The sequence below is a fragment of the Polaribacter sp. BAL334 genome, assembly GCF_015767435.1.
Taxonomy (GTDB): Bacteria; Bacteroidota; Bacteroidia; order Flavobacteriales; family Flavobacteriaceae; genus Polaribacter.
Genome location: NZ_JADWOV010000323.1, coordinates 101,531 through 128,291 on the forward strand (window position 1 = coordinate 101,531; position 26,761 = coordinate 128,291).

A 26,761-nucleotide genomic window follows, 5' to 3' on the forward strand; every position below is an offset into this window, starting at 1 on the left:
TAAAAATGTTACAGCCAAAAAGAGTAAAATACCGTAAGGTACAGAAGTTAAAAGGAAGTATGTCTGGAATCTCTGGTAGAGGAACGCAGCTTTCTAACGGAATGTTTGGTATCAAATCTTTAGATCAAGATTTATTAACTTCAAGACAAATAGAAGCGGCTCGTATTGCAGCTACTCGTTTCATGAAGAGAGAAGGGCAGTTGTGGATTAAAATATTCCCAGATAAACCAATTACCAAAAAACCTTTAGAGGTACGTATGGGTAAAGGTAAGGGTGCACCAGATCATTATGTTTCTGTCATCAAACCAGGAAGAATTTTATTCGAAGTAGGTGGTGTTCCTCTTGAAGTTGCAAAAGAAGCTTTAAGATTAGCTGCTCAAAAACTTCCTGTGAAAACAAGATTTATTGTAGCTAGAGATTTTGATTTTAACGCATAATTCTAAACAAAATGAAACAAGCAGAAATAAAAGAATTATCCTTAGCAGATCTACAAGAGAAGCTAGGAGTGTTGAATAAAAACTACAATGATCTTAAAATGGCACATACAATTACACCGCTTGAAAATCCGTTGCAATTAAGAAGCCTAAGAAGAACTGTAGCAAGAATTGCAACAGAGTTAACAAAAAGAGAATTACAATAATTCTATAGTCAGTTTTAAAGATGGAAAAAAGAAATCTTAGAAAAGAGAGAATAGGTGTTGTTTCTAGTAACAAAATGGAAAAATCTATTGTTGTTTCAGAAGTAAAAAGAGTTAAACACCCAATGTACGGAAAGTTCGTATTAAAAACTAAGAAGTACGTTGCACACGACGAAAAGAATGATTGCAACGAAGGTGATACTGTTAGGATCATGGAAACAAGACCTATGAGTAAATCTAAACGTTGGAGATTAGTAGAAATCCTAGAAAGAGCGAAATAATATGTTACAGACAGAATCAAGATTAAAAGTAGCAGATAATACTGGAGCTAAGGAAGTTTTAGTAATCAGAGTTTTAGGAGGTACTAAAAAACGTTATGCAAGTATTGGTGACAAAATTGTTGTAACTATTAAAGCTGCAACCCCTAACGGAACTGTAAAAAAAGGTCAAGTATCTAGAGCAGTTGTTGTAAGAACCAAAAAAGAGGTAAGACGTAAAGACGGTTCATATATCCGTTTTGACGATAATGCTTGTGTGCTTTTAAATCCTGCAGAGGAAATGAGAGGAACACGTGTATTTGGTCCTGTAGCTCGTGAACTTCGTGAAAAACAATTCATGAAAATAGTATCATTAGCACCTGAAGTGCTTTAAATCATCACACAATGAAGAAGTTTAAAATTAAATCAGGTGATACTGTAAAAGTAATTGCTGGTGACCATAAAGGTTCTGAAGGCAAAGTATTACAAATCATCAAAGACAAAGACAGAGTTTTAGTAGAAGGTGTAAACTTAGTTTCTAAACATACAAAACCTAGTGCACAAAATCCACAAGGAGGTATTGTAAAAAAAGAAGCATCTATGCACATCTCAAATGTAATGTTGGTTGATGGTGATGTAGCTGTAAGAGTAGGTTATAAAGTTGATGGAGATACTAAAACTAGAATCTCTAAAAAAACTAATAAATAAGAATAATCATGAGTTACGTACCAAGATTAAAAGCAGAATATAAAGAAAGAGTGATAAGTGCTCTTACTGAAGAGTTCAGTTATAAAAATGTAATGCAAGTTCCAAAATTAGAGAAAATTGTTATCTCTAAAGGAGTTGGTGCTGCTATTGCTGATAAAAAATTAGTAGATTATGCAGTTGATGAGTTAACTAAAATAACTGGTCAAAAAGCGATTTCTACCATATCTAAAAAAGATGTTGCTAACTTCAAATTGCGTAAAGGTATGCCAATTGGAGCAAAAGTAACCTTAAGAGGAAATAAAATGTATGAGTTTTTAGACAGACTTGTTACAGCTTCTTTACCTCGTGTAAGAGATTTCAACGGAATCAAAGCTAATGGTTTTGATGGAAGAGGAAATTACAATTTAGGTATTACTGAACAAATTATTTACCCTGAGATCAATATTGACCAAGTTAAAAAAATCAACGGTATGGACATTACTTTCGTAACTACTGCCAACACTGATAAAGAAGCGAAGTCATTATTAGGAGAATTAGGTTTACCATTCAAAAAAAATTAAGAAATGGCTAAAGAATCAATGAAAGCTCGTGAACGTAAAAGAGCTAAAACTGTTGCAAAATACGCTGAAAAAAGAAAAGCTTTAAAAGAAGCTGGAGATTTTGAAGGATTGCAAAAATTACCAAAAAATGCATCACCAGTAAGAATGCACAACAGATGTAAATTAACTGGTCGTCCAAGAGGATATATGAGGCAGTTTGGTTTATCTCGTGTTACATTCCGTGAAATGGCTAACCAAGGATTAATTCCTGGAGTTACCAAAGCTAGCTGGTAATACCAAAAATAAATTCAATATAATAAAATAGAATGTGTATCTTTGCACGCTCTATTTTTTTGAGTAGTAGAATTTTTAACTGATTATAGGTTCAAACATCACAAGTTAATCTTGTAGTTTCAATAGAGATTTTGAAAACCATAATCGCAATTTAAATAAATATGTATACAGATCCAATTGCGGATTATCTTACCAGAGTAAGAAATGCAATCTCTGCTGGACACAGAGTTGTAGAAATTCCAGCTTCGAATTTGAAGAAGGAAATGACAAAAATTTTGTTCGATCAAGGTTATATTTTAAGTTATCAGTTTAATTCTGATAAAGTTCAAGGGTCTATTAAGATTGCTTTGAAATATGACAAAGACACAAAAGAGTCAGTAATAAGAAAAATCCAACGAATCAGTACACCAGGTTTACGTAAATATGTTGGCTCTAAAGAGATGCCAAGAGTATTAAACGGACTTGGAATTGCTATTGTTTCTACATCTAAAGGTGTAATGACAAACAAGCAAGCTCGTCAAGACAATGTTGGAGGTGAAGTTTTATGTTACGTTTATTAAACCTTAAAAGATGAGTAGAATAGGAAAAAATCCCGTTAGCATCCCACAAGGTGTAGATGTAAACATAAATGACAATTTAGTTACTGTTAAAGGAAGTTTAGGAGTACTTACTCAAACAATTTCTGAAGGAATTAGCATCAAAGTTGAAAATTCCACTGTGTTTTTGGAAAGAGCTTCTGATAGTAAAATTCACACAGCACAACATGGTTTGATGAGAGCTTTGATTAATAATATGATTGAAGGTGTTAGCAAAGGTTGGACTAAAGAATTAGAATTAGTTGGTGTTGGATACAGAGCTTCAAGTCAAGGTCAAAAATTAGATTTGGCACTTGGTTTTTCTCACAACATTATTTTCGAATTAGCTCCTGAAGTAAAAGTAGAAGCTATCTCTGAAAAAGGTAAAAATCCAATCGTAAAATTAACCTCATTTGACAAACAATTAGTTGGTCATGTTGCTGCAAAGATTCGTTCTTTCAGAAGTCCTGAACCATACAAAGGAAAAGGTATCAAGTTTGTAGGTGAAAAATTAAGAAGAAAAGCAGGTAAATCTGCATAATATATAGGTATTATGGCATTATCAAAGCTAGAGAGAAGAGCTAGAATTAAGCGTAGAATCAGAAAAATTGTTTTTGGTACAGCAACCAAACCAAGACTTTCTGTTTACAGAAGTAATAAAGAAATCTATGCTCAATTAGTAGACGATGTAAATGGAGTAACATTAGCTTCAGTTTCATCAAGAGACAAAGATATTCAAGCAACGACGAAAGGAGAAGCAGCAATTGCAGTTGGTAAATCAATTGGAAAAAAAGCTTTGACAAACGGAATAGAAAATGTTGCTTTCGATAGAAATGGTTATTTATACCATGGTAGAGTTAAAGTATTAGCTGACGCTGCAAGAGAAGCTGGTTTAAAATTTTAAGAATTATGCAAGGTTATAAAAACGTAGAAAGAGTTAAACCAAGCGGATTAGAGCTTGTAGATAGATTAGTTGGTGTACAACGTGTTACCAAAGTTACAAAAGGAGGTAGAGCATTTGGTTTCTCTGCTATCGTAGTTGTAGGTGATGGAAATGGTGTTGTTGGTCATGGTTTAGGAAAATCTAAAGATGTTTCTTCTGCAATTGCAAAAGCAGTTGAAGATGCAAAGAAAAACTTAATTAGAATCCCTTTAGTTGAAGGAACACTTCCACATGAACAAAAAGGAAAATTCGGTGGAGCAAATGTATTCATCAAACCTGCTTCTCCTGGTACGGGAGTAATTGCTGGTGGTGCAGTACGTGCGGTATTAGAATCAGTAGGAGTTCACGATGTGTTATCAAAATCACAAGGATCTTCAAACCCTCACAATGCTGTAAAAGCTACTTTTGATGCTTTATTACAATTGCGTAGTGCAGCCTCAATCGCTAAACAAAGAGGAATTTCTTTAGAAAAAGTTTTTAACGGATAAATCTAAGAAAAATGACAAAAATAAAAGTTACACAAGTAAAAAGTCAAATTAGACGTCCTAAAGATCAAAAAAGAACTTTAGTGTCCTTAGGTTTGCGTAAAATGAACCAAACTGTTGAGCATGATGCAACGCCTTCAATTTTGGGAATGGTAAATAAAGTTTCACATTTAGTTTCTGTAGAGGAATTAAAATAAGATATTTAAGATGAGTAGTTTACATAACTTAACACCTGCAGAAGGATCTGTAAAAAAAGACAAAAGAATCGCTCGTGGAGAAGGTTCTGGTCATGGAGGAACAGCAACTAGAGGTCACAAAGGTGCAAAATCTCGTTCAGGTTATTCTAGAAAAGTAGGTTTTGAAGGAGGTCAAATGCCACTTCAAAGACGTGTGCCAAAATTTGGTTTCACCAATATCAATCGTAAAGAATATCAGGGAATCAATTTAGAGAAGTTACAATCTTTAGTTGATAGTGGAAAAATAACTGATACAGTAAACCAAGATATTTTAGTTGCTTTAGGTTTAGTTTCTAAAAATGAATTGGTAAAAATATTAGGAACTGGTGAATTAAAAGCCAAACTTACTATTACTGTTCACAAATTTACAGCAACAGCGAAAGCGGCTATTGAAGCTGCTGGAGGAGAAGCTGTAACTTTATAACATCCCGTTAATGATGAATTTTATAAATACATTAAAAGACATTTTCAAGATTGAAGAACTTAAAAACAAGATTCTTCTTACAATCGGTTTAATTGCTGTGTATCGTTTTATGGCTGCAGTTCCACTTCCTGGAATTGATCCATTACAGTTATCAGCTTTGAAAGAGAGTACTTCAGGAGGTCTTTTAGGTTTATTAAACGCATTTACTGGTGGGGCATTTGCTAGAGCATCTGTGATGGCTTTAGGTATTATGCCTTATATTTCTGCATCAATTGTAGTTCAGTTAATGGGAATTGCGGTTCCTTATTTACAAAAATTGCAAAAAGATGGAGAAAGTGGAAGAAAGAAAATTACACAAATTACAAGATGGTTGACTATTTGTATTACCTTAGTTCAAGCTCCAACATATATTACTGCTATCAAAACTCAATTTGGATTAGGTCCAGAAGCTTTTTTAGTTAGTGGTGCTACATTTTGGGTTTCATCTATCATCATTTTAACTGCAGGAACAATTTTTGCAATGTGGTTAGGAGAGCGTATTACTGACAAAGGAATTGGAAATGGAATTTCATTATTAATTACAGTTGGTATTATTGCAAATTTTCCTGCTGCTTTCTTGCAAGAGTTTGTTTCAAAAACAACCAATGCTGGTGCAGGTGGTATAATGATGGTTTTGATTGAAATTATTGTTTGGTTTGTAGTAATTTTATTAACTGTTTTACTAGTTACTGCTGTTCGAAAAATAGCTGTTCAATATGCTAGAAGAACTGTTGCAGGAAATGTTCAAAATGTTGCAGGTTCAAGAGATTATATTCCTTTGAAATTAAATGCAGCAGGAGTAATGCCAATCATTTTTGCTCAGGCAATTATGTTTTTGCCAGTTGCTTTAGCGCAAAAGTTTCCTATTATTTCAAGTTTACAAGACATGAATGGTCTGTGGTATAATGTTATTTTTGCGGTTTTGATTATTGTATTTAGTTTCTTTTACACGGCTATTACAATTCCAACGAACAAAATGGCGGATGATTTGAAAAGAAGTGGTGGTTTTATTCCAGGAATTAGACCAGGAAAGGACACAGCTGATAATTTGGATTCTATTTTGTCAAAAATCACATTCCCAGGATCTCTGTTTTTAGCAGCATTGTCTATATTACCAGCAATCGTTGTTCAATTTGGAGTTCAACAAAGTTGGGCTATGTTTTATGGTGGAACGTCATTAATCATTATGGTTGGTGTTTCAATTGATACCATGCAACAAATAAATTCGTATTTATTAAATCGTCACTATGATGGTTTAATGAAAGCGGGAAACAGCAATAGAAAATCGGTTAAATAAATATGGCTAAGCAATCAGCGATTCAACAAGATGGAACAATTACAGAAGCATTATCAAATGCCATGTTTCGTGTGGAATTAGAGAATGGACATATTGTAACAGCACACATTTCTGGAAAAATGCGTATGCATTATATCAAATTATTACCAGGTGATAAAGTGAAATTAGAAATGAGTCCTTACGATTTATCGAAAGCAAGAATTACTTACAGATACTAAATAAAAGACAACGCAGATGAAAGTTAGAGCATCAGTTAAAAAAAGAAGCGCCGACTGCAAAATAGTTCGCAGAAAAGGCAGATTATATGTAATAAATAAACAAAATCCTAGATTTAAACAAAGACAAGGGTAATGGCAAGAATAGCAGGTATAGACATTCCAAAGAACAAAAGAGGAGTTATTGCTTTAACTTACATCTTTGGTATAGGTAACAGTAGAGCTAAAGATATTTTAGCAAAAGCAAACGTTGATGAAAGCATTAAAGTTCAAGATTGGAATGACGATCAAATCGCAGCAATCAGAGAACAAGTTGGAGCTTTCACAATTGAAGGTGAATTACGTTCTGAAGTTCAATTAAACATCAAACGTTTAATGGACATTGGTTGTCAAAGAGGAATCCGTCACAGATTGGGTCTTCCTTTAAGAGGTCAAAGAACTAAAAATAATTCTCGTACAAGAAAAGGTAAGAGAAAAACAGTTGCTAACAAGAAAAAATAAGTTAGAGATCAAACTAGTGTATGTGTTTAGTGTGCCGTATTATTTTAAATACAATTTACTAAAAGACATAGCTTAACAACAAAAAATTATGGCAAAAGCAAGTGCAAAAAAACGTAAAGTAATAGTTGACGCTATTGGAGAAGCTCATATCAATGCATCCTTCAACAATATCATTATTTCTTTAACAAACAAAAAAGGTGACGTAGTTTCATGGTCATCAGCTGGTAAAATGGGCTTTAGAGGTTCTAAAAAGAACACTCCTTATGCGGCTCAATTAGCTGCTGAAGATTGCTCAGGAGTTGCTAAAGAAGCAGGTTTACGCAAAGTAAAAGTTTTCGTAAAAGGTCCAGGAAATGGAAGAGAATCTGCAATTAGATCTATTCACAATGCAGGCATTGAAGTAACTGAAATTATTGACGTTACTCCAATTCCACACAATGGATGTCGTCCACCAAAAAGAAGAAGAGTATAAGTTAATTATTTAATTCTGATAGGATTTCGATTATCGAAGGATTAGCCTTAATTCATAATCCCTATCAATAAAAACAACAAAAATGGCAAGATACACAGGACCAAAAACTAAAATTGCCCGTAAATTCGGTGAAGCAATTTTTGGCGAAGATAAAAACTTCGAAAAAAGAAACTTTCCTCCAGGACAGCACGGAGCTGCAAAACGTAGAGGAAAAAAATCTGAATATGCTACCCAGTTAATGGAAAAGCAAAAAGCAAAATATACCTATGGTATTTTAGAGCGTCAATTCAGTAACTTATTCAAAAAAGCACAAGCTGCTCAAGGAATTACAGGTGAGATTTTATTACAATTATGTGAATCTAGATTGGATAACGTAGTTTACAGAATGGGAATTTCTCCATCAAGAAGTGGAGCTCGTCAGTTAGTTTCTCACAGACACATTACTGTTAATGGGGAAATCGTTAACATTCCATCTTTTAGATTGAAAGAAGGTGATGTTGTAGCTGTTAGAGAAAAATCAAAATCTTTACAAGCAATCGAAAGTTCTTTAATCGCTTCTAGCAATACTGTTTATGAGTGGTTGACTTGGAATGCTGATAAAAAAGAAGGTACTTTTGTAAAAGTTCCTGAAAGATTGCAAATTCCAGAAAACATCAAAGAACAATTAATCGTAGAATTATATTCTAAATAATCAATTAATAATATTGGTATTGAGCCAAAGGGTTTATTCGTACTTCTTCACACTTATAAACCGCGCAACTTAATCACAATTAAAACGAAGAACATAACATGGCAATTTTAAATTTTCAAAAACCCGATAAAGTAATCATGATTGAATCTACCGATTTCAAAGGTAAATTCGAATTCAGACCTTTAGAGCCAGGTTTCGGCTTAACAGTTGGAAATGCTTTAAGAAGAGTACTTTTATCTTCATTAGAAGGGTTTGCAATTACATCTTTAAGAATTGATGGCGTTGAACACGAATTCTCTACAGTGAGTGGAGTTGTGGAAGATGTTACAGAAATCATTTTAAATTTAAAACAAGTTCGTTTTAAAAAGCAAATTGATGATACTGACAGAGAAACTGTTTCTATCAATATTTCTGGTCAAGAACAATTAAAAGCAGGTGATTTGCAAAAATTTATTTCTGGTTTTCAAGTATTAAATCCAGAATTGGTTATCTGTAATATGGATAAATCAGTGAAATTAAATGCCGAAATTACCATTGAAAAAGGGAGAGGATTTGTTCCTGCAGAAGAAAATAAAAAACCAGGAGCTCCTATCGGAACTATTTTTACAGATTCTATTTACACGCCTATCAAAAACGTAAAGTATTCTATTGAAAACTTTCGTGTGGAGCAAAAAACGGATTTTGAAAAATTAATTTTTGATATTGATACTGATGGTTCTATCAATCCAAAAGAAGCGTTAACAGAAGCAGCAAAAATCTTAATTCACCATTTTATGTTGTTTTCTGATGAGCGCATTACTTTGGAAGCTGATGAAATTGCACAAACAGAAACGTATGATGAGGAATCATTGCACATGCGTCAATTATTAAAAACAAGATTGATCGATATGGATCTTTCTGTAAGAGCTTTGAATTGCTTGAAAGCTGCAGAAGTTGATACTTTAGGAGATTTAGTATCATTCAATAAAAGTGATTTAATGAAATTTAGAAACTTTGGAAAAAAATCGTTAACAGAACTAGAAGAACTAGTGATTGTAAAAGGATTGAGTTTCGGAATGGATTTAGCAAAATATAAATTAGATAGAGATTAATCTTTCATATTTTGCTCCTCAAAATGGGTTGAGCAAGATGAAAGTATAAAACAAACGTCATGAGACACGGAAAAAAAGTAAACCACTTAGGAAGACAGACTGCACATAGAAAGTCAATGTTAGCAAATATGGCTTGTTCTCTTATTGAGCACAAACGTATTAACACAACAGTAGCAAAAGCAAAAGCATTGAGAGTTTTTGTGGAGCCATTGATTACAAAATCGAAATCAGATACAACACACAACAGACGTATTGTTTTCTCTGTTTTAAGAGATAAATATGCAGTTACTGAATTGTTTAAAGAAGTTTCTGTAAAGATTGCAGACAGACCAGGAGGTTACCTAAGAATCATTAAATTAGGAAATAGACAAGGTGATAACGCTTCAATGGCAATGATTGAATTTGTTGATTACAACGAAATCTACAATCCAAAAGGAGCAAAAGCTAAGAAAACTACTAGAAGAGGAAGAAGCAAAAAAGCGGCTACTCCACAAGTAGAAACAACAACAACTGAAGAAAAATCAGAAGAATAAATGATTTTATCATTCACATATAAAGGGATAAGCATTACTGTTTATCCCTTTTTTTATATTTTTACATCTCATAATATTTACAAAACCAATGAAATATCAAACTAGAAAAAAAGCACTTATTTTATTAGCAGACGGCACTATTTTTTATGGTAAATCTGTTGGAATTGATGGAACAGCCTCAGGTGAAATATGTTTTAATACAGGAATGACAGGCTATCAAGAAATTTTTACAGATCCATCTTATTTTGGGCAATTGATGGTAACTACGAATGCTCATATCGGTAATTATGGAGTAAATGATGATGAAGTGGAATCTGATGGAATAAAAATTTCTGGTTTGGTTTGTAGAAATTTCAGTTTTACACATTCAAGAATTGATTCTGATGGAAATTTATTTGATTGGTTTAAAAAACACAATTTGGTTGCCATTTCGGATGTGGATACAAGAGCATTAGTTTCTTATATCAGAGATCATGGCGCTATGAATGCAATCATTTCTACAAATATTGACAATATTGATGATTTGAAAAAGCAATTAGCGAATGTTCCAAGTATGCAAGGATTAGAATTGGCTTCCAAAGTTTCTACAAAAGAACCTTATTATTTTGGAAATGAAAACGCTAAAATTAAAATATCAGCTTTAGATATTGGCATCAAAAAAAATATATTACGAAATTTAGCAAAAAGAGGAGCGTATATTAAAGTATTCCCTTATAATGCCACTTTTGAGGAATTAAGTGCTTTCAATCCTGATGGTTATTTTATTTCAAATGGCCCTGGAGATCCTGAACCTTTAGTAGATGCTCAAAAAGTAGCTGCTCAAATTATAGAAAAAGATTTGCCTCTTTTTGGTATTTGTTTAGGACACCAAGTAATTGCTTTATCACAAGGAATTTCTACCTATAAAATGCATAATGGACACAGAGGAATCAATCATCCAGTGAAAAATTTAATTACAGGGAAAGGCGAAATTACTTCTCAAAATCATGGTTTTGCAATTAGTAGAGAAGAAACTGAAGCCAATCCAAACATTGAAATTACCCATGTTCATTTGAATGATCATACAGTTGCAGGAATTAGACTTAAAAACAAAAATACTTTTTCTGTTCAGTATCACCCAGAAGCAAGTCCTGGACCTCATGATGCTGAATATTTGTTTGATCAGTTCATTGAGAATATCAAGTCAACCCAAATGATTTCCTAATTTTATTGATTTTAAAAGAAAAATCTACGTTGTTCTCAAGGTAGATTTTTCTTTTTTATAATAAATGATTTATAGGAAACGTTTTCGTAATTATTCAATTTCAAATGAATAAATGCGTTCAACATTTCGTAAATTAGCCGTAAAATAAATAATAACCAAAACTTTAAAAATAAGTTTATAAATTTTAAAAACAATGAGTATTATCATAAACATTCACGCGCGTCAAATTTTTGATTCAAGAGGAAATCCAACAGTAGAAGTTGATGTAACAACTGAAAATGGTGTTTTAGGAAGAGCAGCTGTTCCATCAGGAGCTTCAACAGGTGAGCACGAAGCTGTGGAATTGAGAGATGGTGGAAAAGCATACATGGGAAAAGGCGTGTTGAATGCCGTTAAAAATGTGAATGAAATTTTAGCTGAAGAATTGTTAGGAACTTCAGTTTTTGAACAAAACTTGATTGATAAAATCATGATTGATTTGGACGGAACATCCAACAAATCAAAATTGGGTGCGAATGCAATTTTAGGAGTTTCTTTGGCAGTTGCAAAAGCTGCAGCAGCTGAATTAGGAATGCCATTGTACAGATATGTAGGAGGTGTTTCCGCAAACACTTTGCCTGTTCCAATGATGAATATCATCAATGGTGGTTCGCATTCTGATGCGCCAATTGCATTTCAAGAATTTATGATTATGCCAGTAAAAGCAACATCTTTTACGCACGCAATGCAAATGGGTTCTGAAATTTTTCACAATTTGAAAAAAGTATTGCACGATCGTAATTTGTCAACAGCTGTAGGAGATGAAGGTGGTTTTGCACCAAATTTAGCAGGCGGAACAGAAGATGCTTTAGAAACAATTGCTTTGGCAGTTAAAAATGCAGGATATGTTTTTGGAGAAGAAGTAAAAGTGGCATTGGATTGTGCTTCCGCTGAGTTTTATGTAGATGGAAAATATGACTACACAAAATTTGAAGGCGAAACTGGGAAAGTAAGAACTAGCAAAGAACAAGCAGATTATTTGGCTGAATTAGCAAGTACTTATCCAATTATTTCAATAGAGGATGGAATGGATCAAAACGATTGGGAAGGTTGGAAATATTTAACTGAATTAATTGGTAAAAAAGTGCAATTGGTTGGAGATGACTTATTCGTAACCAACGTAGAGCGCTTGTCTCAAGGAATTGAAAACGGAATTGCCAATTCAATCTTAATTAAAGTAAACCAAATTGGAACATTGACTGAAACAATTGCAGCTGTAAACATGGCAAAAAATGCTGGATATACAACAGTAATGTCTCACAGATCAGGAGAAACAGAAGACAATACCATTGCTGATTTAGCAGTTGCTTTAAACTGTGGACAAATCAAAACAGGTTCAGCTTCACGTTCAGATAGAATGGCAAAATACAATCAATTATTGCGTATTGAAGAAGAATTAGAAGATGTAGCTTATTATCCTCAAGAAAAAGCGTTTAAAATATAATTTTTAGTCAACTTTTTTACTAAAATCCTCTTAGAATTTCTAAGGGGATTTTTGTTTTATTAAATAATTGTTAAATCAATAAATTTTATTTTATTCATCTAAAAATCTATCATTTTCAACTTTTAAAATCCTTAATTTATTGGTATCTTCGCAAAACACTTCAACATAAAAAATAAGATTGAATATGTCAAATACTGCAAAGTTAGTAATAGGAGAAAATTCGTATGAATTTCCATTAGTAAAAGGAACTGAGAATGAGGTTGCTATCGATATCAAAAACTTAAGAACAGCCACTGATGGCGTTATAACTTTAGATTCTGGTTATAAAAATACAGGTTCTTGCGAGAGCAGTATTACCTTTTTAGATGGTGAAAAAGGGATTTTACGTTATAGAGGTTATGATATAGAAGAGTTGGCTGAAAAAGCTACTTTTTTAGAAGTTGCTTACGCATTAATTTTTGGAGATTTACCAACAAGTGAACAATTAGAAAAGTTTTATGCTGACATCAAAGCACAATCTGTAGTTGATGAGGATGTTAAAAAAATTGTGGATGCTTTTCCAAAATCAGCTCATCCAATGGGAGTTTTATCTTCCTTAACGAGTGCATTGACTGCGTTCAACCCTTCTTCAGTAAATGTAAAATCTGAAGAGGATATGTACAAAGCAATTTGTAAAATTATGGGAAAATTCCCAGTTTTGGTGGCTTGGACAATGCGTAAAAAGCAAGGATTGCCGTTAAATTATGGCTCAAAATCGTTGGATTATATTGAGAATATTATGAAAATGATGTTTGAACAGCCAAACGAACCTTATGTTATAAATCCTATCATTAAAGATGCATTAGATAAATTACTGATTTTACATGCAGATCATGAACAAAACTGTTCTACATCTACAGTAAGAATTGCAGGTTCATCTCATGTAGGATTATTTGCTTCCTTATCAGCAGGAATTTCTGCACTTTGGGGTCCATTGCATGGAGGTGCAAATCAAGCAGTTTTGGAAATGTTGGAAGCTATCAAAGCTGATGATGGTGATACCAAAAAATATATGGCGAAAGCGAAAGACAAAGATGATCCTTTCAGATTGATGGGTTTTGGTCACAGAGTTTACAAGAATTTTGATCCAAGAGCAAGAATCATTAAAAAGGCAGCTGATGATGTATTAAATGATTTAGGCGTAAATGATCCAATCTTAGCTATTGCGAAAGGTTTGGAGCAAGAAGCTTTGAATGATCCGTATTTTGTAGAAAGAAAATTATATCCAAATGTAGATTTTTACTCTGGAATTATATACAGAGCAATGGATATTCCAACAGATATGTTTACTGTGATGTTTGCTTTAGGACGTTTGCCAGGTTGGATTGCACAATGGAGAGAAATGCGATTGAATAACGAACCAATTGGAAGACCACGTCAAATTTATGTTGGCGAAACTTTAAGACCATTCAAATCAATAGAAAAAAGATAAAAACTTTTGTTATTTTTACAACCGAAAGCTTCATGATTCATGAAGCTTTTTTTATCTGAAAAGAATGTTACAACTCAATATAAATAACGAAACTTCTAAATTAAGAGCTGTAGTTCTGGGAATTGCCACTAGTAATGGCCCAACTCCAGAATTACAAAATTGTTACGACCCAAAAAGTAGGGAACATGTTTTGAATGGAACTTATCCAAAAGAACAAGACATGATTGAAGAAATGGAAGCTGTTGCTGCTGTTTTTAAAAAATATGGCATTACCGTTTTTAGACCAAAAGTCATCAAAAACTACAATCAAATCTTTTCTAGAGACATCGCTTTTGTGATTGAAGATAAATTGATAAAAGCAAATATTTTACCTGATAGAGAAAAGGAATACATCGCAATTGAGCATGTTACCAATCAAATTAATCCGAAAAATATCATTGAACTTCCTAAAGATTGTCATATTGAAGGAGGTGATGTGATGCCTTGGAACGATTATATTTTTGTAGGAACCTATTCAGGGGAAGATTATCCAAACTTTATTACAGCTCGCACAAATCAAAAAGCAGTTTTGGCTTTACAAGAATTATTTCCACATAAAAAAGTAAAATCTTTCGAGCTTCGAAAACACAATATTGATCCTAAAGAAAATGCGTTGCACTTAGACTGTTGTTTTCAGCCAATTGGAAAAAACAAAGCAATTCTTCATAAAAATGGATTTTTAATTGAAGAGGAATACCATTGGTTGGTTCAATATTTTGGCGAAGAAAATATTTTTGAAATTACAAAGCAGGAAATGTATGATATGAATAGCAATATTTTTTCTATTTCAGAAGATGTTATTATATCAGAAAAAAACTTTACAAGATTGAATTCTTGGTTAAGAAATCAAGGTTTTATTGTGGAAGAAGTTCCATATTCCGAAATTGCAAAGCAAGAGGGATTGTTAAGATGCTCAACACTTCCTTTGATTAGAGAATAAATTTTTTTTAGATTATAGATTAATTTACATGAAACAAACTACGAATTCTATTTTGATGATTCGTCCTATAAATTTTAGGATGAACGAACAAACAGCTGTCAATAACTATTACCAAGAAGAATTGGATTTAAAAAATTCGGAAATAAATATAAAAGCACAAAAAGAATTTGATGTATATGTTGATACCTTAAAAAGCCATGGAGTTGAGGTGATCGTTGTTTCTGATACTGATGAATTTGATACACCAGATTCGTTATTTCCAAACAATTGGATCTCTTTTCATGAATATGGAACAGTTGCTTTTTACCCTATGTTTGCAGAAAATAGGAGAAATGAAAGACGAGAAGATATTTTAGATATTTTGGAAGAGAGAGGTTTTTTGATAGAAAACGTAATGGATTATTCAAGTGCGGAGCAAGAAAATATTTTTTTAGAAGGAACAGGAAGTATATTGTTAGATCGTGCAAATGGAAAAGCGTATTGTGCATTATCGCCAAGAGCTGATGAGGAATTATTTATTGAATTTTGCGAAGATTTTGAATATACACCAGTTGTTTTTACTGCTTATCAAACTGTTGAAGGGAAAAGAAAACCAATTTATCACACAAATGTGATGATGTGTTTGGCAAAAACTTTTGCAGTGATTTGTTTAGATACCATTGATGATAAACAAGAGCGAAAAAATGTTGTTAAGCATTTGAAGGAAAATAATAAACAAATTATTGAAATCACAGAAGATCAAGTGAATCATTTTGCAGGAAATATGTTGCAAGTTGAAGGTGCAAATAATGAACTTTTTTTAGTGATGAGTCAAGCAGCATTTGATTGTTTAAATTCGGCACAAATTCAACAAATCACAAAACATTGCAAAATAATTTCAAGTTCACTGGAAACGATTGAAACTTGTGGAGGAGGTAGTGCACGTTGTATGATGGCAGAAATATTTTTACCAAAAGCATAAAAAATGAGCTTACTTTTATTGGCAATTGCTCCTGCAATGATCATCATTTTGTATATCTATTTCAAAGATAAATTTGAAAAAGAGCCTATTGGTTTTTTAGTTAAAAACTTTTTGATGGGCGCAATTGTAAGTGTTATCATTACTTTACTTTTAAGTATAATTGCCAATCAATTTTTTCCTTTAACTAATGAAACCAGTATTTTTCAACAATTCATCAAAGCTTTTTTTGTAGTGGGTTTTGTGGAAGAATTTTCGAAATATATCATTGTAAAATTTTATGCTCAGAAAAATGATGAATTCAATGAGCCTTTTGACGGAATTGTATATGCAGTATTGGTTTCAATGGGTTTTGCTGCGCTTGAAAATGTGATGTATGTTTTTCAATATGGAGTTTCCACAGGAATTATTCGTGCATTTACAGCAGTTCCAGCGCATGCAACTTTCGGGATTTTGATGGGCTATTTTATGGGATTGGCTAAGTTTTCAAAAAATAAGCAGTTATTGAATATCACAGGATTGTTAGTTGCCACTTTTTTTCATGGAGCTTATGACTTTTTCTTGTTTATCAATTTCATTCCAGGAATTGCAATTGGAGCATTTGTTTCATTGATTGTTGGAATTATATTATCCAAAAAAGCGATTAAAATTCATCAACAAAATTCGCATTTTAAAGTATAGTTTTTATTTAAAAACTTCCTCAATAATTTTTCCAGTGGTTGAATTTGGTGCTTCAATCCTCAACAAATTTGCTATTGTTGGAGCAATATCAGTAATCTCATAATGCTTTTTTGAAGCTCCTTTTTTGACACCATTTCCATAAAAAATGATTGGAACATGCGTGTCATAAGAAAATCCAGAACCATGAGTTGTTCCTGTTCTTTTCCCTGAAATTGTTCCGGGATTTGGAATTAACAATACATCACCAGATAATTTTTGATGGAATCCATTTTGTAAAACGTTTAAAATTCCTTTTGTAAAATTGGTGTTTCTTAATGTTTTTGCAGTGACAGTTTTGCTAATTGTCTCGAAATTAATCAATTCGTTTGCGAAAATTTCAGCAACATCATCCAATTTTAAACCTAAAGTAGTTATTTTTTCTTTGTCTAAAAACAATTGATAATTTGAAAAATTTTCAACCAATTCTGTTGATTTAAAATGTTTTGTAGAAACAGAATCTAAGAAAGTTTTGAATTTTCGAGTATTAAAATATTTTGCAGGAATTTTCAATGAATCCAAATAGGCAGGAACTCTAATGGCTCCATGATCTGCAGTTAAAAAAACGGTATATTTTCCTTTTCCAACTTCTTTGTCTAAAAATTTTAGCAAATCAGCCAAATCTTTATCCAATCGTAAATAGGTATCTTCCGTTTCAATGGCATCAACACCATACTTATGACCTACATAATCTGTACTTGAAAAACTAATAGCTAAAAAATCAGTGTCTTTGTTTTTTCCTAAATTTTCTCCAATAATAGCTGCTTTTGCAAAATCTAATGTGATGGAATTTCCAAAAGGAGTCTCAGAAATAATACTTAAATTTCCATTTTCTTTTTTCAAATTTGGAATGTCATGAGGAAAAATGGGTAATTCTTCACCTGTAAATACACCTTCAAAAATAGAATTATCAGCAGTACTGTTTTTGTATGTTTTGATGTCATACAAAGTATTCCAAGGTTTTGATGTGTAATACTGTGCTTTTTGTTGTTTGTTAAAATCAGTTACCCAAATTGGCAAATCATTTCTGTAAAAAGAACTTGTGATAAAATGCCCTTTGTCTTTTCCTTCATACCAATAAGCAGCTGTAGCTGTGTGTCCAACTGGCAGAATAGCAGATCTATCTTTTAATGCAATTCCAATTGATTTCCCACGCATATTTTGAGCCAATAATAATTGGTCTGTAACTGTTGTTGTGGCTAATCTGTAAGGTGATTTTTTTCCGTAATCTGAATCTGTTCCAACAGAAGAATAATTGGAGTCATCAACACAATAAATCGACTTTTTTAAAAATTTATCATACCAATTATTTCCAATAATGCCATGATGATCAGGAGTTGCTCCAGTATAAATTGAGGTGTGACCAACAGCAGTATAGGTTGGAATATAATTAAAATGAGCATTTTCCAGAGAATATCCTTCATTTAAAAGACGTTTAAAACCATCATTTCCATATCGTTCATAATATCTCGTCAAATAATCATAACGCATCTGATCTACCACTATTCCTACCACAAGCGATGGTTTTTCTTGTGCTATTATCTCTTTTTGAAATGATAGAAGAAATATAAAAATCCCTAAGAGAAAAATGTTTTTTTGCATCTGAATATAGATTAATTTTATAGAAACAAAAGTAATTATTTTATAGTTTGATTTTAGTAATTTTACATTCTATTCACCTAAATTTAATACTTTAGCACAAAATTATATCCATGAACTACATAGAACATGTTGGTAAATATTTTATGATGCTTTTTCAGGTTTTTAAAAAACCTCAAAGACGTCGTTTTTTTTACGAATCACTTTTTAAAGAAATTGAAGAATTAGGTTTGAAATCTTTAGGGATCATTATGTTCATTTCATTTTTTATTGGTGGAGTAATTGCTTTGCAAACTGCCTTAAATGTGGAAAGTCCTTTTATTCCAAAATCATTGATTGGTTTTGCTGCAAAACGCTCCATTATTTTAGAATTTGCACCTACTTTTTGTTCTATTATTTTAGCAGGAAAAGTAGGTTCGTACATTACCTCAAGTATTGGTACTATGAGAGTTACAGAACAAATTGATGCACTTGAAGTGATGGGAATTAACTCATTAAATCATTTGGTTTTACCCAAAGTGATAGCAACTGTTTTCTTTTATCCTTTTTTAATTTCCTTAGCGATGGTTTTAGGGATTTTTGGAGGATGGGTTGCTGGTGTGCTTTCAGGATTGTTCAGTGGTTTGGATTATATAGAAGGTTTGCAAATGGATTTTAAACCTTTTTTAATAACGTATGCCATGATCAAAACCTTGGTTTTTGCATTTTTGATAGCAACTGTTCCTTCTTATCATGGTTATTATGTAAAAGGAGGCTCAATCGCAGTTGGAAAAGCAAGTACCAAATCAGTAGTTTGGACAACTATTTTGATTGTAATTTTTAATTATTTTTTAACCCAAATGCTGTTGACATAAAATGATAGAGGTAAATAATTTGCATAAAGGTTTTGGAGATGTAAAAATTTTAAAAGGAATTTCTACCAAATTTTATCCTGGTAAAACAAGTCTAATTATCGGACAAAGTGGCTCAGGAAAAACAGTTTTTTTAAAATCATTGATTGGTTTACACACTCCAGAAGAGGGATTTATTTCTTTTGATGGAAGAATAAATACAAATTTCACAACCGAAGAAAAACGACAATGGAGGCAAGAAATTGGCATGGTTTTTCAAGGAAGTGCGCTTTTTGACTCTCAAACTGTGGAAGAAAATGTGATGTTTCCATTGAAAATGTTCACAAAAAAAACAAATTCTGAAATGTTAGATCGTGTGAATTTTGTTTTAAAAAGAGTTAATTTAGAAAATGCCAATAAGAAAATTCCTGCAGAATTATCAGGAGGAATGCAAAAAAGGGTTGCCATTGCAAGAGCGATTGTAATGAATCCAAAGTATTTGTTTTGTGATGAGCCAAATTCTGGATTGGATCCTCAAACAGCTATAGTTATTGACAATTTAATTCAAGAAATAACAGAAGAATATAACATTACAACTGTCATAAATACACATGATATGAACTCTGTAATGGAAATTGGTGAAAAAATTATTTTTTTAAAAAATGGTTTAAAAGCTTGGGAAGGTAGTAGTGAAGACATTTTTAAAACTGATAATGAGGCAGTTGTAGACTTTGTGTATTCATCTAATTTATTCAAAAAAGTAAGAGAGGCATATTTAAATGAAACAAAATAAAAAATAGGTTTGTTTTTTAGAATATAACTCATATATTTGCACCCGCTAAAAAGAAAAGAAGACCTGGTAGCTCAGTTGGTAGAGCATTTCACTTTTAATGAAAGGGTCCTGGGTTCGAATCCCAGCCCGGTCACAAAAAAACTCTGCAATTATTGCAGAGTTTTTTTATTTTACCGTCCTTTTAAACCTTATTTTTGTTGTATTCTTTATAGGTATGCAAAAATTAATCATTTCAATTTTATTTCTTTTTTTAACAATGAACTCTGAACAAATTATTTTCGATTTTTCAAAAGATACAGACATTTCGTCTTGGAACGTAATTGATGATGTAGTCATGGGAGGGAAATCAGTAGGGAATTTCGAAATCAATGATGAAGGAAATGCTATTTTTTATGGAAAAGTATCTTTAGAAAATAACGGAGGATTTTCATCGGTAAGAAATCAGTTTTCTCAAAAGAAAATACATTCTTTCACTAAAATTAAGGTTCGGTTAAAAGGTGATGGAAATAGCTATCAATTGAGAATTAAAGAAAACAGAAATGATTATTATTCTTATGTAGCCACTTTTCAAACCAACAATACTTGGGAAACTATTGAAATTCAACTTACAGAAATGCAACCAAAGTTTAGAGGAAGAGCATTGAATTTACCTAATTTTTCAGCCGATAGTTTTGAGGAAATTGCTTTTTTAATCGGAAATAAAAAAGCACAAGATTTTCTTTTACAGATTGATAAAATTTATTTGGAATAATTTATTAATAACCGCATTTAAGTGAGTTTTTGTATCTTCACTTTTTTAAATATTCAAGTATGAAAGAAGAGTTTATCGAAAAAAACAATTTTGATGAAGAAAAAAATGCATCTGAAAATAAAAAAGAAGACTTTTCCAAAGTTTTTATTCATGTAAAATCATTTTTAAACAATCTTTTTGATTTTAGAGAAGATACTGATCATAAAGCCACAATTGAAGCAATAAAAGCAGATATTGCCTTTAAGGGAGCAACAGCTTGGATTTTAATTTTTGCTGTATTTGTGGCCTCTATTGGTTTGAACGCAAATTCAACAGCAGTGGTTATTGGTGCCATGTTGATTTCTCCTTTAATGGGTCCAATTTTAGGAATTGGAATGTCATTTGCTTTGAATGATGTCAATACTTTGAAACAATCTGTGAAGAATTTAGGAATTATGATTGTGTTGAGCTTATTTGCTTCGTTCATGTTTTTTTATCTTTTTCCTTTAAGTGAAGACACTTCTGAGTTATTAGGAAGAGTAAGTCCTGATATTAGAGATGTTTTAATTGCTTTTTTTGGTGGTTTAGCGTTGATGGTAGCAAGAACAAAAAAAGGAACAATTGCATCCGTAATTTTTGGAGTTGCCATTGCCACAGCTTTAATGCCGCCTTTATGCACAGCTGGATATGGGCTTGCAAAAGGGAATTTTTCCTATTTTTTAGGAGCAATTTATTTGTTCACAATCAATGCTATTTTTATTGCTTTAGCAACTTTTTTAGTGTTAAAGTTGTTAAATTTTCCAATGCATGAATATGCCAACGCAAAAAAAAGAAAGCGATATGCAAGTTTGGCAACAATCATTGGGGTTTTAGTGATGATTCCTGCCATTTTTACATTTGTGAAAGTGTTCAATGAAAACAAAATCAACAATCAAATTTCGAATTTTATCAATAATGAAATCAAAGAAAATGAATCATTAACCTTGATTGATTGGGAGAAGGATTTGGAAAACAAAGAAATACTATTGAATTTTTTCAATGAAGTATCAGATGCAACAAAAAATGACTTAAGAAATGAATTGACAAAAAACATTTCTTATGCAAGTTTATCCGATTTTACATTAAAAATTAAAGGAAGTGATACTAAAAGTTTTGAGTTGATTACCACTGCTTATAAGGAAAAAAGAGAGGAGTTACAGGAAAGTAAAGAGATGATTACTGAACTAGAAAATCAGATTTCAGTTTTGCAACAGACTATTTTTCAACTTAATACACGAATTGAACAAGATGCCATTGCAAAAGACAAAAAAGCGGTGGCTTTCAGTAGAATTGCAAAAGATGTAAAAATAAGATATAATGAAGTAGAGCAAATTGGATTTGCAAAAATGCTGTTCTCTAAAGATTTCATAAAAATTGATACCATTCCAATTGCTACCGTAAAATGGAATTCAAAAACCTTAGAATCAACAATCAATTTGAAGGAAATTGAATTACGGGCTTGGCTTCAAAATGAAATGAAATTAGATACATTATTCATCAAGAGAGAAAGATAATTCTAAAAAATCTATTTGCTAAAAACAGGAGTTACTTCTGCATTTTGATGAAATAAATACATTTTTTTTGTTTTGATATTTTGGCATTCAATGCGTGTTCTGCGTTGATTTCCACGTTTGTAAATGGAATTTTTAAATTCAAAAAAACCTCCACTCGAGATGTTAAAAACAAATAATTTTCCTGATTCAGCTTCATTTCCTCTCAATGCCAATGATAATTTAGCATCAGCATCAGTGCTTGCTTTTGGATTTTTTAGATAGCTTGCCAAATGTCCTAAAATTTCTTTTGGATATATTTCTGGATGTAAAAATGGCAGCATCAAATGTTGAAAAACAGTTTTCCATTCTTTGCCATGAGCTTGAATCCTTCCAAATTTTTCATGCGCAACATGATGTGCAATTTCATGAATCAAGGTTAATAAAAATTGATATTGATTCAAATTATTATTGATGGTAATCTGAAATTTTCCATTCGGAAGTTTTCTGAAATCTCCATGTTTTGTCGCTCTTTCATTGACTATTTTTAGAGTAAAATTATTTTGTTCAATTAAATATTGAACAATTGGTATGGCCTTTTCAGGAATATAATTTATAAGTGTACGGCTCAATATTATTTTTTATTAAAATACCAAAAAATGTATGTAATTAGTGTAAACGAAGCTCCAATAGTTGCAATAATTACAACTTGAGTAATAAAAGAAAACCCAATAAAGTTATCATTTTCATAAAAAATATAAAAAAAGAAAGGGTAAATAAATGTGTAAATTAAAAAAATACTTATCGTAATTAAAAATTCATTAATCTTATTCTCCTTTTTATAGTTTCTATAATATAGATAAAATTGAAGAAAAGAAGTTAATATAAAAGCTAATGCAATAATCATTTTATGGTGTTGAAGAGGAAACTTGCAATACTTTTCCGTTGTAAAATTTGTTGCCATTTATAGCAAATTCATACATATATTCAGCCATTTCAGACGCAGAAAGTGGTGCTTTATAATCAGGAAAAGCTTCTGCCAACATTTCTGTTTGAACAGCTCCAATTGCCAAAACATTGAACGCAATTTGTTGTTCTTTGTATTCTTCAGCAAGCAATTCTGATAATGTAATTACTGCTCCTTTTGCAGATGAATAGGCTGCCAATCCAGGAAATTTCATACTTCCTTGAATGCCTCCCATAGAACTAATGGTTACCACATGACTACCTTTTTGTAAAAAAGGAATCATATTTTTTGTGAGTTCAGCAACTCCAAAAACATTTACTTTGTACACTTCTAAAAAGTCTTCTGTGGTCAATGCAGTGAATGGTTTGTTGATGAGTTTTCCTGCATTATTAATGAGAATGTCAACTTTTTTCCAATTATTTTCTACAAATTCGGTAACTTTTTTTAAGTCATTGTTTTGTGAAACATCCACAGAAAGTGTGGTGATATTTGGGTGATTGATATCAGTTAATGGCTTTACATTTCTTGAAATTGCTAGAACTTTATGCCCTTTTTCAGCAAATAATTTTGCCAATTCAAATCCAATTCCCCTACTTGTACCCGTTATAATTATGTGTTTCATCTGTCAAAAAATTATTGAGCAAATTACTCAATTTTTCATACATTTAGAAACTAATACAACCCAAATGAAAAAAATATTCTTCTTTGTCTGTGCACTTTTTTTGATTCAACATACCATTTCGCAAACAACACATATTTTATGTGGAAAATTGATTGACACAAAATCAGGAAAGATTGAAACCAATAAAACTATTATTATTGAAAAGAATAAAATTATTGATGTTGTTGATGGGTTTTTGGTTGCAAAAAGCAAAAACATCACCACCATTGATTTAAAAAACAAGGTGGTAATGCCTGGTTTGATCGACTTTCATGTGCACATTGAGCAGGAATTTAATCCAAAAACTCAATTAGAAAAATACATTTTAAATGAAGCAGATGTTGCTTTTAATTCTGTTGGTTTTGCTAAAACTACTTTATTAAATGGCTTCACAACCGTAAGAGATTTAGGTGGAACAGGTGTTAATATTTCAATCAGAAACGCCATTGATCAAGGGAAAATTCCTGGACCAAGAGTTTTTACGGCAGGTAAATCTTTGGCTACTACTGGTGGTCATGCTGATCCAACCAATGGAGGAAATAAATTATTTATTGGTGATCCAGGACCAAAAGAAGGCGTTATAAATTCTATTGATGATGCTAAAAAAGCGGTAAGACAGCGTTATAAAAATGGTGCAGATTGGATAAAAATCACAGCAACTGGAGGTGTGTTGAGTGTTGCAAAATCTGGAGATAATCCTCAATTTACGATTGAAGAAATCAAAGCTATTTGCGAAACTGCCAAAGATTATGGAATGTTTGTGGCTGCACATGCACATGGAGATGAAGGCATGAAAAGAGCTATTTTGGGTGGTGTAAAAACCATAGAACATGGTACTTATATGAGTGATGAAACGATGGATTTAATGATTAAATATGATGTTTATATGGTTCCTACAATTACTGCTGGGAAAGAAGTTGCTGAAAAAGCTACCATCAAAGGTTTTTATCCAGATATTGTAGTTCCAAAAGCGTTGGCTGTTGGTCCTCAAATTCAAGGAACTTTTGGAAAAGCCTACAAAAAAGGAGTGAAAATTGCCTTTGGAACAGATGCTGGTGTTTTTAAACACGGAAATAATGGCAAAGAATTTGGATTTATGGTTGCTGCTGGAATGCCAGTTATAGAAACAATTCAATCTGCCACAATTACCAATGCCATGTTGTTGAAAATGGAAAATGAATTAGGACAAATTCAAAAAGGATTTTTAGCAGATATTATTGCAGTGAATGAAGATCCAACAAAAAACATTGCCACTATGGAAAATGTTGTTTTTGTGATGAAAGATGGGATTGTTTACAAGAATTAACCAAAAAAAGTTGAACTGATATTTTTTCAGACCTCACAGATTTTTAAAACCTGTGAGGTTTTTTTTATCAATCAAAAATAATATGCTGATAAGCACCAATATCAGGAGAATTGGTTCTGCTAACGCCTAAAATATCAAATGGAAAACTGCTTGATATTGCTTTGTTAATTCCCACAGAATTTTCACCAATAATGAAATCTTCGTTCTGGGTATTTCTAAAATCAGCCAAACCATTTAAGATGATATTTTGATAATTAGGATTGTTCGTGAAATTCATTTCTGCATTTCCAGCAAATGAATTGTTGGAATCAATGAAAGAAATCATGCAATTACGGATGTTGTAATTGAACAAACTTCCTTCAACTTTATCTAATAAAAATTCGATATTGTTATTTCCATCAAAAATACAATTCGTAAAATTTGCGGCTTTTAAATCTCTCGTTTCAATAATTTCTTGTCCCGAAGAATTTTCATAAACGAAAAAATTGTTTACCAAAACTGCTGGTAATTGACGAATTCCATTGTTCCAAAAATTCGCAAAAGTACTGTGTGTAAAGTTGTACGAACCACCAACAGTCGCAGCTAGAGAAGCTTGTCCTGCAGAACCAATCACCACATTATGGGCTTCAATATTGGTTTCTCTTGCTAAAATTCCAAAATTTGAATGGTTATAAATTTCGGTATTTGAAAGTCGTAAAGTTGGACTTGTTCCAGAACCAAGACTATCAACTAAAATCCCAATAACTCCGTTTTTTATTTGTGCATGATGAATTTCGTTGTCTTTACTTCCTGCACGCATCCAAATGGTGCCCCATTGTCCAGGAATTTTACTGAAACTATTTTCCAATCTGTCACCTTCAAAAACCACTTTTTCATTCAAATTTCCATTGACTTTTAATGAAGCGTTTTTATCAATAATCAATCCTGAATTGTCGTGAAAATGAACTTTTGCACCAGCATTTATGGTCAGAATTTTGTTTTCAGGAACAGCTGCATACCCATAAATCACGGTTGGTTTTGTGGTAGAAAAAGTAAGTTCAGCATCCGTTAAAAATCTTCCTTTTATGGTAGTTGGCTGACCATCAATTGTTAAACTGTCAATTTTCATTGAAATTGGATTTCTTCCTGGAAAAATAAAATGAGCATCTTTCACTAAAGTTACCAAATCAACATCTTGCTGATTGTTGCCATTATCAAACAAAATTCGGTCAGTATATAAAGGATTTGTTACATTATTGATGTCGATTGTTGTTTCAACAAAAATGTAAATACTATCTTTTGCTAAGATGTCAATATTAAAAAACTCTTTGCCTGGAATTCCGTCAACATTCAATCTATAGTTTGATGAAGTTCCGTTTTCTAAAGAAATTTTAGGAATGGTAATCGCTTTATTTCCTCGGTTATAGACTTTTAGATTGTAGGTTGCAGAACCAATATTGGTAAAAATTGTATCTAAAAAAACAGTGTCTTTTGAAAATTCTAACTTTCCAAAACTTGGAATTGTTGAAAAGTCTTTTCGGCAAGAGCTAACAACAATAAGCACTAAAAAAAGTAAAAAAGCTAAAAAAGTACGCATGCTAAATTTTTTATAAAAATA

Annotated in this window: 36 protein-coding genes and 1 tRNA gene; 33 read left to right on the forward strand and 4 right to left on the reverse strand. The window is 32.0% G+C overall.

Going from position 1 to position 26,761, the window contains the following annotated elements:
- Positions 1-5 precede the first annotated feature (5 nt).
- The 27 genes from rplP (at position 6) to IU405_RS15155 (ending at position 16,713) form a co-directional block, all read left to right on the forward strand.
- Positions 6-437: a 50S ribosomal protein L16 gene (rplP, locus tag IU405_RS15025; RefSeq protein WP_105046106.1), complete on the forward strand. Its 432-nt coding sequence runs from the start codon at positions 6-8 to the stop codon at positions 435-437.
- A gap of 11 nt (positions 438-448) precedes the next feature.
- Positions 449-640 carry a 50S ribosomal protein L29 gene (gene rpmC / locus IU405_RS15030; protein WP_197439436.1) on the forward strand — a complete coding sequence of 64 codons (192 nt, stop codon included), beginning with the start codon at positions 449-451 and terminating at the stop codon, positions 638-640.
- Between the two features lie 20 nt (positions 641-660).
- Positions 661-918 (forward strand): 30S ribosomal protein S17, encoded by a 258-nt coding sequence (gene rpsQ, locus IU405_RS15035; protein ID WP_105046104.1) that lies wholly within the window; start codon positions 661-663, stop codon positions 916-918.
- A 1-nt stretch (position 919) separates the two neighbouring features.
- Entirely contained in the window at positions 920-1,288 is a 369-nt protein-coding gene (gene rplN, locus IU405_RS15040; RefSeq protein WP_197439437.1) for a 50S ribosomal protein L14, read from the forward strand.
- 11 nt (positions 1,289-1,299) lie between these two features.
- Positions 1,300-1,602: a 50S ribosomal protein L24 gene (gene rplX / locus IU405_RS15045; protein ID WP_197439438.1), complete on the forward strand. Its 303-nt coding sequence runs from the start codon at positions 1,300-1,302 to the stop codon at positions 1,600-1,602.
- Between the two features lie 8 nt (positions 1,603-1,610).
- The gene (gene rplE / locus IU405_RS15050; protein WP_197439439.1) at positions 1,611-2,162 is read left to right on the forward strand and encodes a 50S ribosomal protein L5; all 552 of its coding nucleotides are present in this window, start codon (positions 1,611-1,613) and stop codon (positions 2,160-2,162) included.
- A 3-nt stretch (positions 2,163-2,165) separates the two neighbouring features.
- On the forward strand, positions 2,166-2,435 hold the full coding sequence (rpsN, locus tag IU405_RS15055; RefSeq protein ID WP_197439440.1) for a 30S ribosomal protein S14: 270 nt from the start codon (positions 2,166-2,168) through the stop codon (positions 2,433-2,435).
- Between the two features lie 161 nt (positions 2,436-2,596).
- Positions 2,597-2,995 carry a 30S ribosomal protein S8 gene (rpsH, locus tag IU405_RS15060; protein WP_197439441.1) on the forward strand — a complete coding sequence of 133 codons (399 nt, stop codon included), beginning with the start codon at positions 2,597-2,599 and terminating at the stop codon, positions 2,993-2,995.
- Positions 2,996-3,005: 10 nt separating this feature from the next.
- Positions 3,006-3,551: a 50S ribosomal protein L6 gene (rplF, locus tag IU405_RS15065; protein WP_197439442.1), complete on the forward strand. Its 546-nt coding sequence runs from the start codon at positions 3,006-3,008 to the stop codon at positions 3,549-3,551.
- Between the two features lie 12 nt (positions 3,552-3,563).
- Positions 3,564-3,914, forward strand: a complete 351-nt coding sequence (gene rplR / locus IU405_RS15070) for a 50S ribosomal protein L18 (RefSeq protein WP_197439443.1) — start codon at positions 3,564-3,566, stop codon at positions 3,912-3,914.
- Between the two features lie 2 nt (positions 3,915-3,916).
- Positions 3,917-4,441, forward strand: coding sequence for a 30S ribosomal protein S5 (gene rpsE, locus IU405_RS15075; protein ID WP_197439494.1), 525 nt, complete (start codon positions 3,917-3,919; stop codon positions 4,439-4,441).
- Positions 4,442-4,452: 11 nt separating this feature from the next.
- The gene (rpmD, locus tag IU405_RS15080) at positions 4,453-4,635 is read left to right on the forward strand and encodes a 50S ribosomal protein L30 (protein ID WP_197439444.1); all 183 of its coding nucleotides are present in this window, start codon (positions 4,453-4,455) and stop codon (positions 4,633-4,635) included.
- A gap of 10 nt (positions 4,636-4,645) precedes the next feature.
- A complete protein-coding gene (gene rplO / locus IU405_RS15085; RefSeq protein WP_197439445.1) occupies positions 4,646-5,098 on the forward strand; it encodes a 50S ribosomal protein L15 in 453 nt (150 codons plus the stop codon).
- Positions 5,099-5,111: 13 nt separating this feature from the next.
- Positions 5,112-6,434, forward strand: coding sequence for a preprotein translocase subunit SecY (secY, locus tag IU405_RS15090; RefSeq protein WP_197439495.1), 1,323 nt, complete (start codon positions 5,112-5,114; stop codon positions 6,432-6,434).
- A 2-nt stretch (positions 6,435-6,436) separates the two neighbouring features.
- The gene (gene infA / locus IU405_RS15095; protein ID WP_004568721.1) at positions 6,437-6,652 is read left to right on the forward strand and encodes a translation initiation factor IF-1; all 216 of its coding nucleotides are present in this window, start codon (positions 6,437-6,439) and stop codon (positions 6,650-6,652) included.
- A gap of 16 nt (positions 6,653-6,668) precedes the next feature.
- Entirely contained in the window at positions 6,669-6,785 is a 117-nt protein-coding gene (gene ykgO, locus IU405_RS15100) for a type B 50S ribosomal protein L36 (RefSeq protein ID WP_004568720.1), read from the forward strand.
- The gene (gene rpsM, locus IU405_RS15105) at positions 6,785-7,150 is read left to right on the forward strand and encodes a 30S ribosomal protein S13 (protein WP_197439446.1); all 366 of its coding nucleotides are present in this window, start codon (positions 6,785-6,787) and stop codon (positions 7,148-7,150) included. The genes ykgO and rpsM overlap by 1 nt, the downstream gene beginning before the upstream one ends.
- Positions 7,151-7,238: 88 nt before the next feature.
- Positions 7,239-7,622, forward strand: a complete 384-nt coding sequence (gene rpsK, locus IU405_RS15110) for a 30S ribosomal protein S11 (RefSeq protein WP_197439447.1) — start codon at positions 7,239-7,241, stop codon at positions 7,620-7,622.
- Positions 7,623-7,704: 82 nt separating this feature from the next.
- Positions 7,705-8,313 (forward strand): 30S ribosomal protein S4, encoded by a 609-nt coding sequence (gene rpsD, locus IU405_RS15115; protein ID WP_197439448.1) that lies wholly within the window; start codon positions 7,705-7,707, stop codon positions 8,311-8,313.
- Positions 8,314-8,411: 98 nt separating this feature from the next.
- Complete coding sequence (locus IU405_RS15120) at positions 8,412-9,404, forward strand: DNA-directed RNA polymerase subunit alpha (RefSeq protein ID WP_197439449.1); 993 nt, start codon at positions 8,412-8,414, stop codon at positions 9,402-9,404.
- 59 nt (positions 9,405-9,463) lie between these two features.
- Complete coding sequence (rplQ, locus tag IU405_RS15125; protein ID WP_197439450.1) at positions 9,464-9,937, forward strand: 50S ribosomal protein L17; 474 nt, start codon at positions 9,464-9,466, stop codon at positions 9,935-9,937.
- 88 nt (positions 9,938-10,025) lie between these two features.
- Positions 10,026-11,141, forward strand: coding sequence for a glutamine-hydrolyzing carbamoyl-phosphate synthase small subunit (carA, locus tag IU405_RS15130; RefSeq protein ID WP_197439451.1), 1,116 nt, complete (start codon positions 10,026-10,028; stop codon positions 11,139-11,141).
- A gap of 193 nt (positions 11,142-11,334) precedes the next feature.
- Positions 11,335-12,624 carry a phosphopyruvate hydratase gene (gene eno / locus IU405_RS15135; RefSeq protein WP_197439452.1) on the forward strand — a complete coding sequence of 430 codons (1,290 nt, stop codon included), beginning with the start codon at positions 11,335-11,337 and terminating at the stop codon, positions 12,622-12,624.
- A gap of 184 nt (positions 12,625-12,808) precedes the next feature.
- Positions 12,809-14,095, forward strand: coding sequence for a citrate synthase (locus IU405_RS15140; protein ID WP_197439453.1), 1,287 nt, complete (start codon positions 12,809-12,811; stop codon positions 14,093-14,095).
- A gap of 64 nt (positions 14,096-14,159) precedes the next feature.
- Entirely contained in the window at positions 14,160-15,074 is a 915-nt protein-coding gene (locus IU405_RS15145) for a dimethylarginine dimethylaminohydrolase family protein (RefSeq protein WP_197439454.1), read from the forward strand.
- 28 nt (positions 15,075-15,102) lie between these two features.
- Positions 15,103-16,035: a citrulline utilization hydrolase CtlX gene (gene ctlX, locus IU405_RS15150; protein WP_197439455.1), complete on the forward strand. Its 933-nt coding sequence runs from the start codon at positions 15,103-15,105 to the stop codon at positions 16,033-16,035.
- 3 nt (positions 16,036-16,038) lie between these two features.
- On the forward strand, positions 16,039-16,713 hold the full coding sequence (locus IU405_RS15155) for a PrsW family intramembrane metalloprotease (RefSeq protein ID WP_197439456.1): 675 nt from the start codon (positions 16,039-16,041) through the stop codon (positions 16,711-16,713).
- A 3-nt stretch (positions 16,714-16,716) separates the two neighbouring features.
- Here the strand turns inward: IU405_RS15155 and pafA are convergent, their stop codons facing one another.
- Positions 16,717-18,351 (reverse strand): alkaline phosphatase PafA, encoded by a 1,635-nt coding sequence (pafA, locus tag IU405_RS15160; RefSeq protein WP_197439457.1) that lies wholly within the window; start codon positions 18,349-18,351, stop codon positions 16,717-16,719.
- Positions 18,352-18,461: 110 nt separating this feature from the next.
- Here pafA and IU405_RS15165 point away from each other — a divergent pair, with 110 nt between their 5' ends.
- The 5 genes from IU405_RS15165 (at position 18,462) to IU405_RS15185 (ending at position 22,254) form a co-directional block, all read left to right on the forward strand.
- The gene (locus tag IU405_RS15165) at positions 18,462-19,202 is read left to right on the forward strand and encodes an MlaE family ABC transporter permease (protein ID WP_197439458.1); all 741 of its coding nucleotides are present in this window, start codon (positions 18,462-18,464) and stop codon (positions 19,200-19,202) included.
- Position 19,203: 1 nt separating this feature from the next.
- Positions 19,204-19,971, forward strand: coding sequence for an ABC transporter ATP-binding protein (locus tag IU405_RS15170; protein ID WP_197439459.1), 768 nt, complete (start codon positions 19,204-19,206; stop codon positions 19,969-19,971).
- 60 nt (positions 19,972-20,031) lie between these two features.
- Positions 20,032-20,104, forward strand: a tRNA-Lys gene (locus IU405_RS15175).
- 123 nt (positions 20,105-20,227) lie between these two features.
- Positions 20,228-20,722: a CIA30 family protein gene (locus tag IU405_RS15180; protein WP_197439460.1), complete on the forward strand. Its 495-nt coding sequence runs from the start codon at positions 20,228-20,230 to the stop codon at positions 20,720-20,722.
- A 59-nt stretch (positions 20,723-20,781) separates the two neighbouring features.
- Positions 20,782-22,254, forward strand: coding sequence for a DUF389 domain-containing protein (locus IU405_RS15185; RefSeq protein WP_197439461.1), 1,473 nt, complete (start codon positions 20,782-20,784; stop codon positions 22,252-22,254).
- Between the two features lie 11 nt (positions 22,255-22,265).
- Here the strand turns inward: IU405_RS15185 and IU405_RS15190 are convergent, their stop codons facing one another.
- Both IU405_RS15190 and IU405_RS15195 read right to left on the reverse strand, forming a co-directional pair.
- Positions 22,266-22,862, reverse strand: coding sequence for a SprT-like domain-containing protein (locus IU405_RS15190; RefSeq protein WP_197439462.1), 597 nt, complete (start codon positions 22,860-22,862; stop codon positions 22,266-22,268).
- A gap of 276 nt (positions 22,863-23,138) precedes the next feature.
- On the reverse strand, positions 23,139-23,819 hold the full coding sequence (locus IU405_RS15195) for an SDR family NAD(P)-dependent oxidoreductase (protein ID WP_197439463.1): 681 nt from the start codon (positions 23,817-23,819) through the stop codon (positions 23,139-23,141).
- A 64-nt stretch (positions 23,820-23,883) separates the two neighbouring features.
- Here IU405_RS15195 and IU405_RS15200 point away from each other — a divergent pair, with 64 nt between their 5' ends.
- The gene (locus tag IU405_RS15200) at positions 23,884-25,164 is read left to right on the forward strand and encodes a metal-dependent hydrolase family protein (RefSeq protein ID WP_197439464.1); all 1,281 of its coding nucleotides are present in this window, start codon (positions 23,884-23,886) and stop codon (positions 25,162-25,164) included.
- A gap of 67 nt (positions 25,165-25,231) precedes the next feature.
- On the opposite strand, the gene IU405_RS15205 is transcribed toward IU405_RS15200, so the two are convergent.
- On the reverse strand, positions 25,232-26,740 hold the full coding sequence (locus IU405_RS15205) for a hypothetical protein (protein WP_197439465.1): 1,509 nt from the start codon (positions 26,738-26,740) through the stop codon (positions 25,232-25,234).
- Positions 26,741-26,761 lie beyond the last annotated feature (21 nt).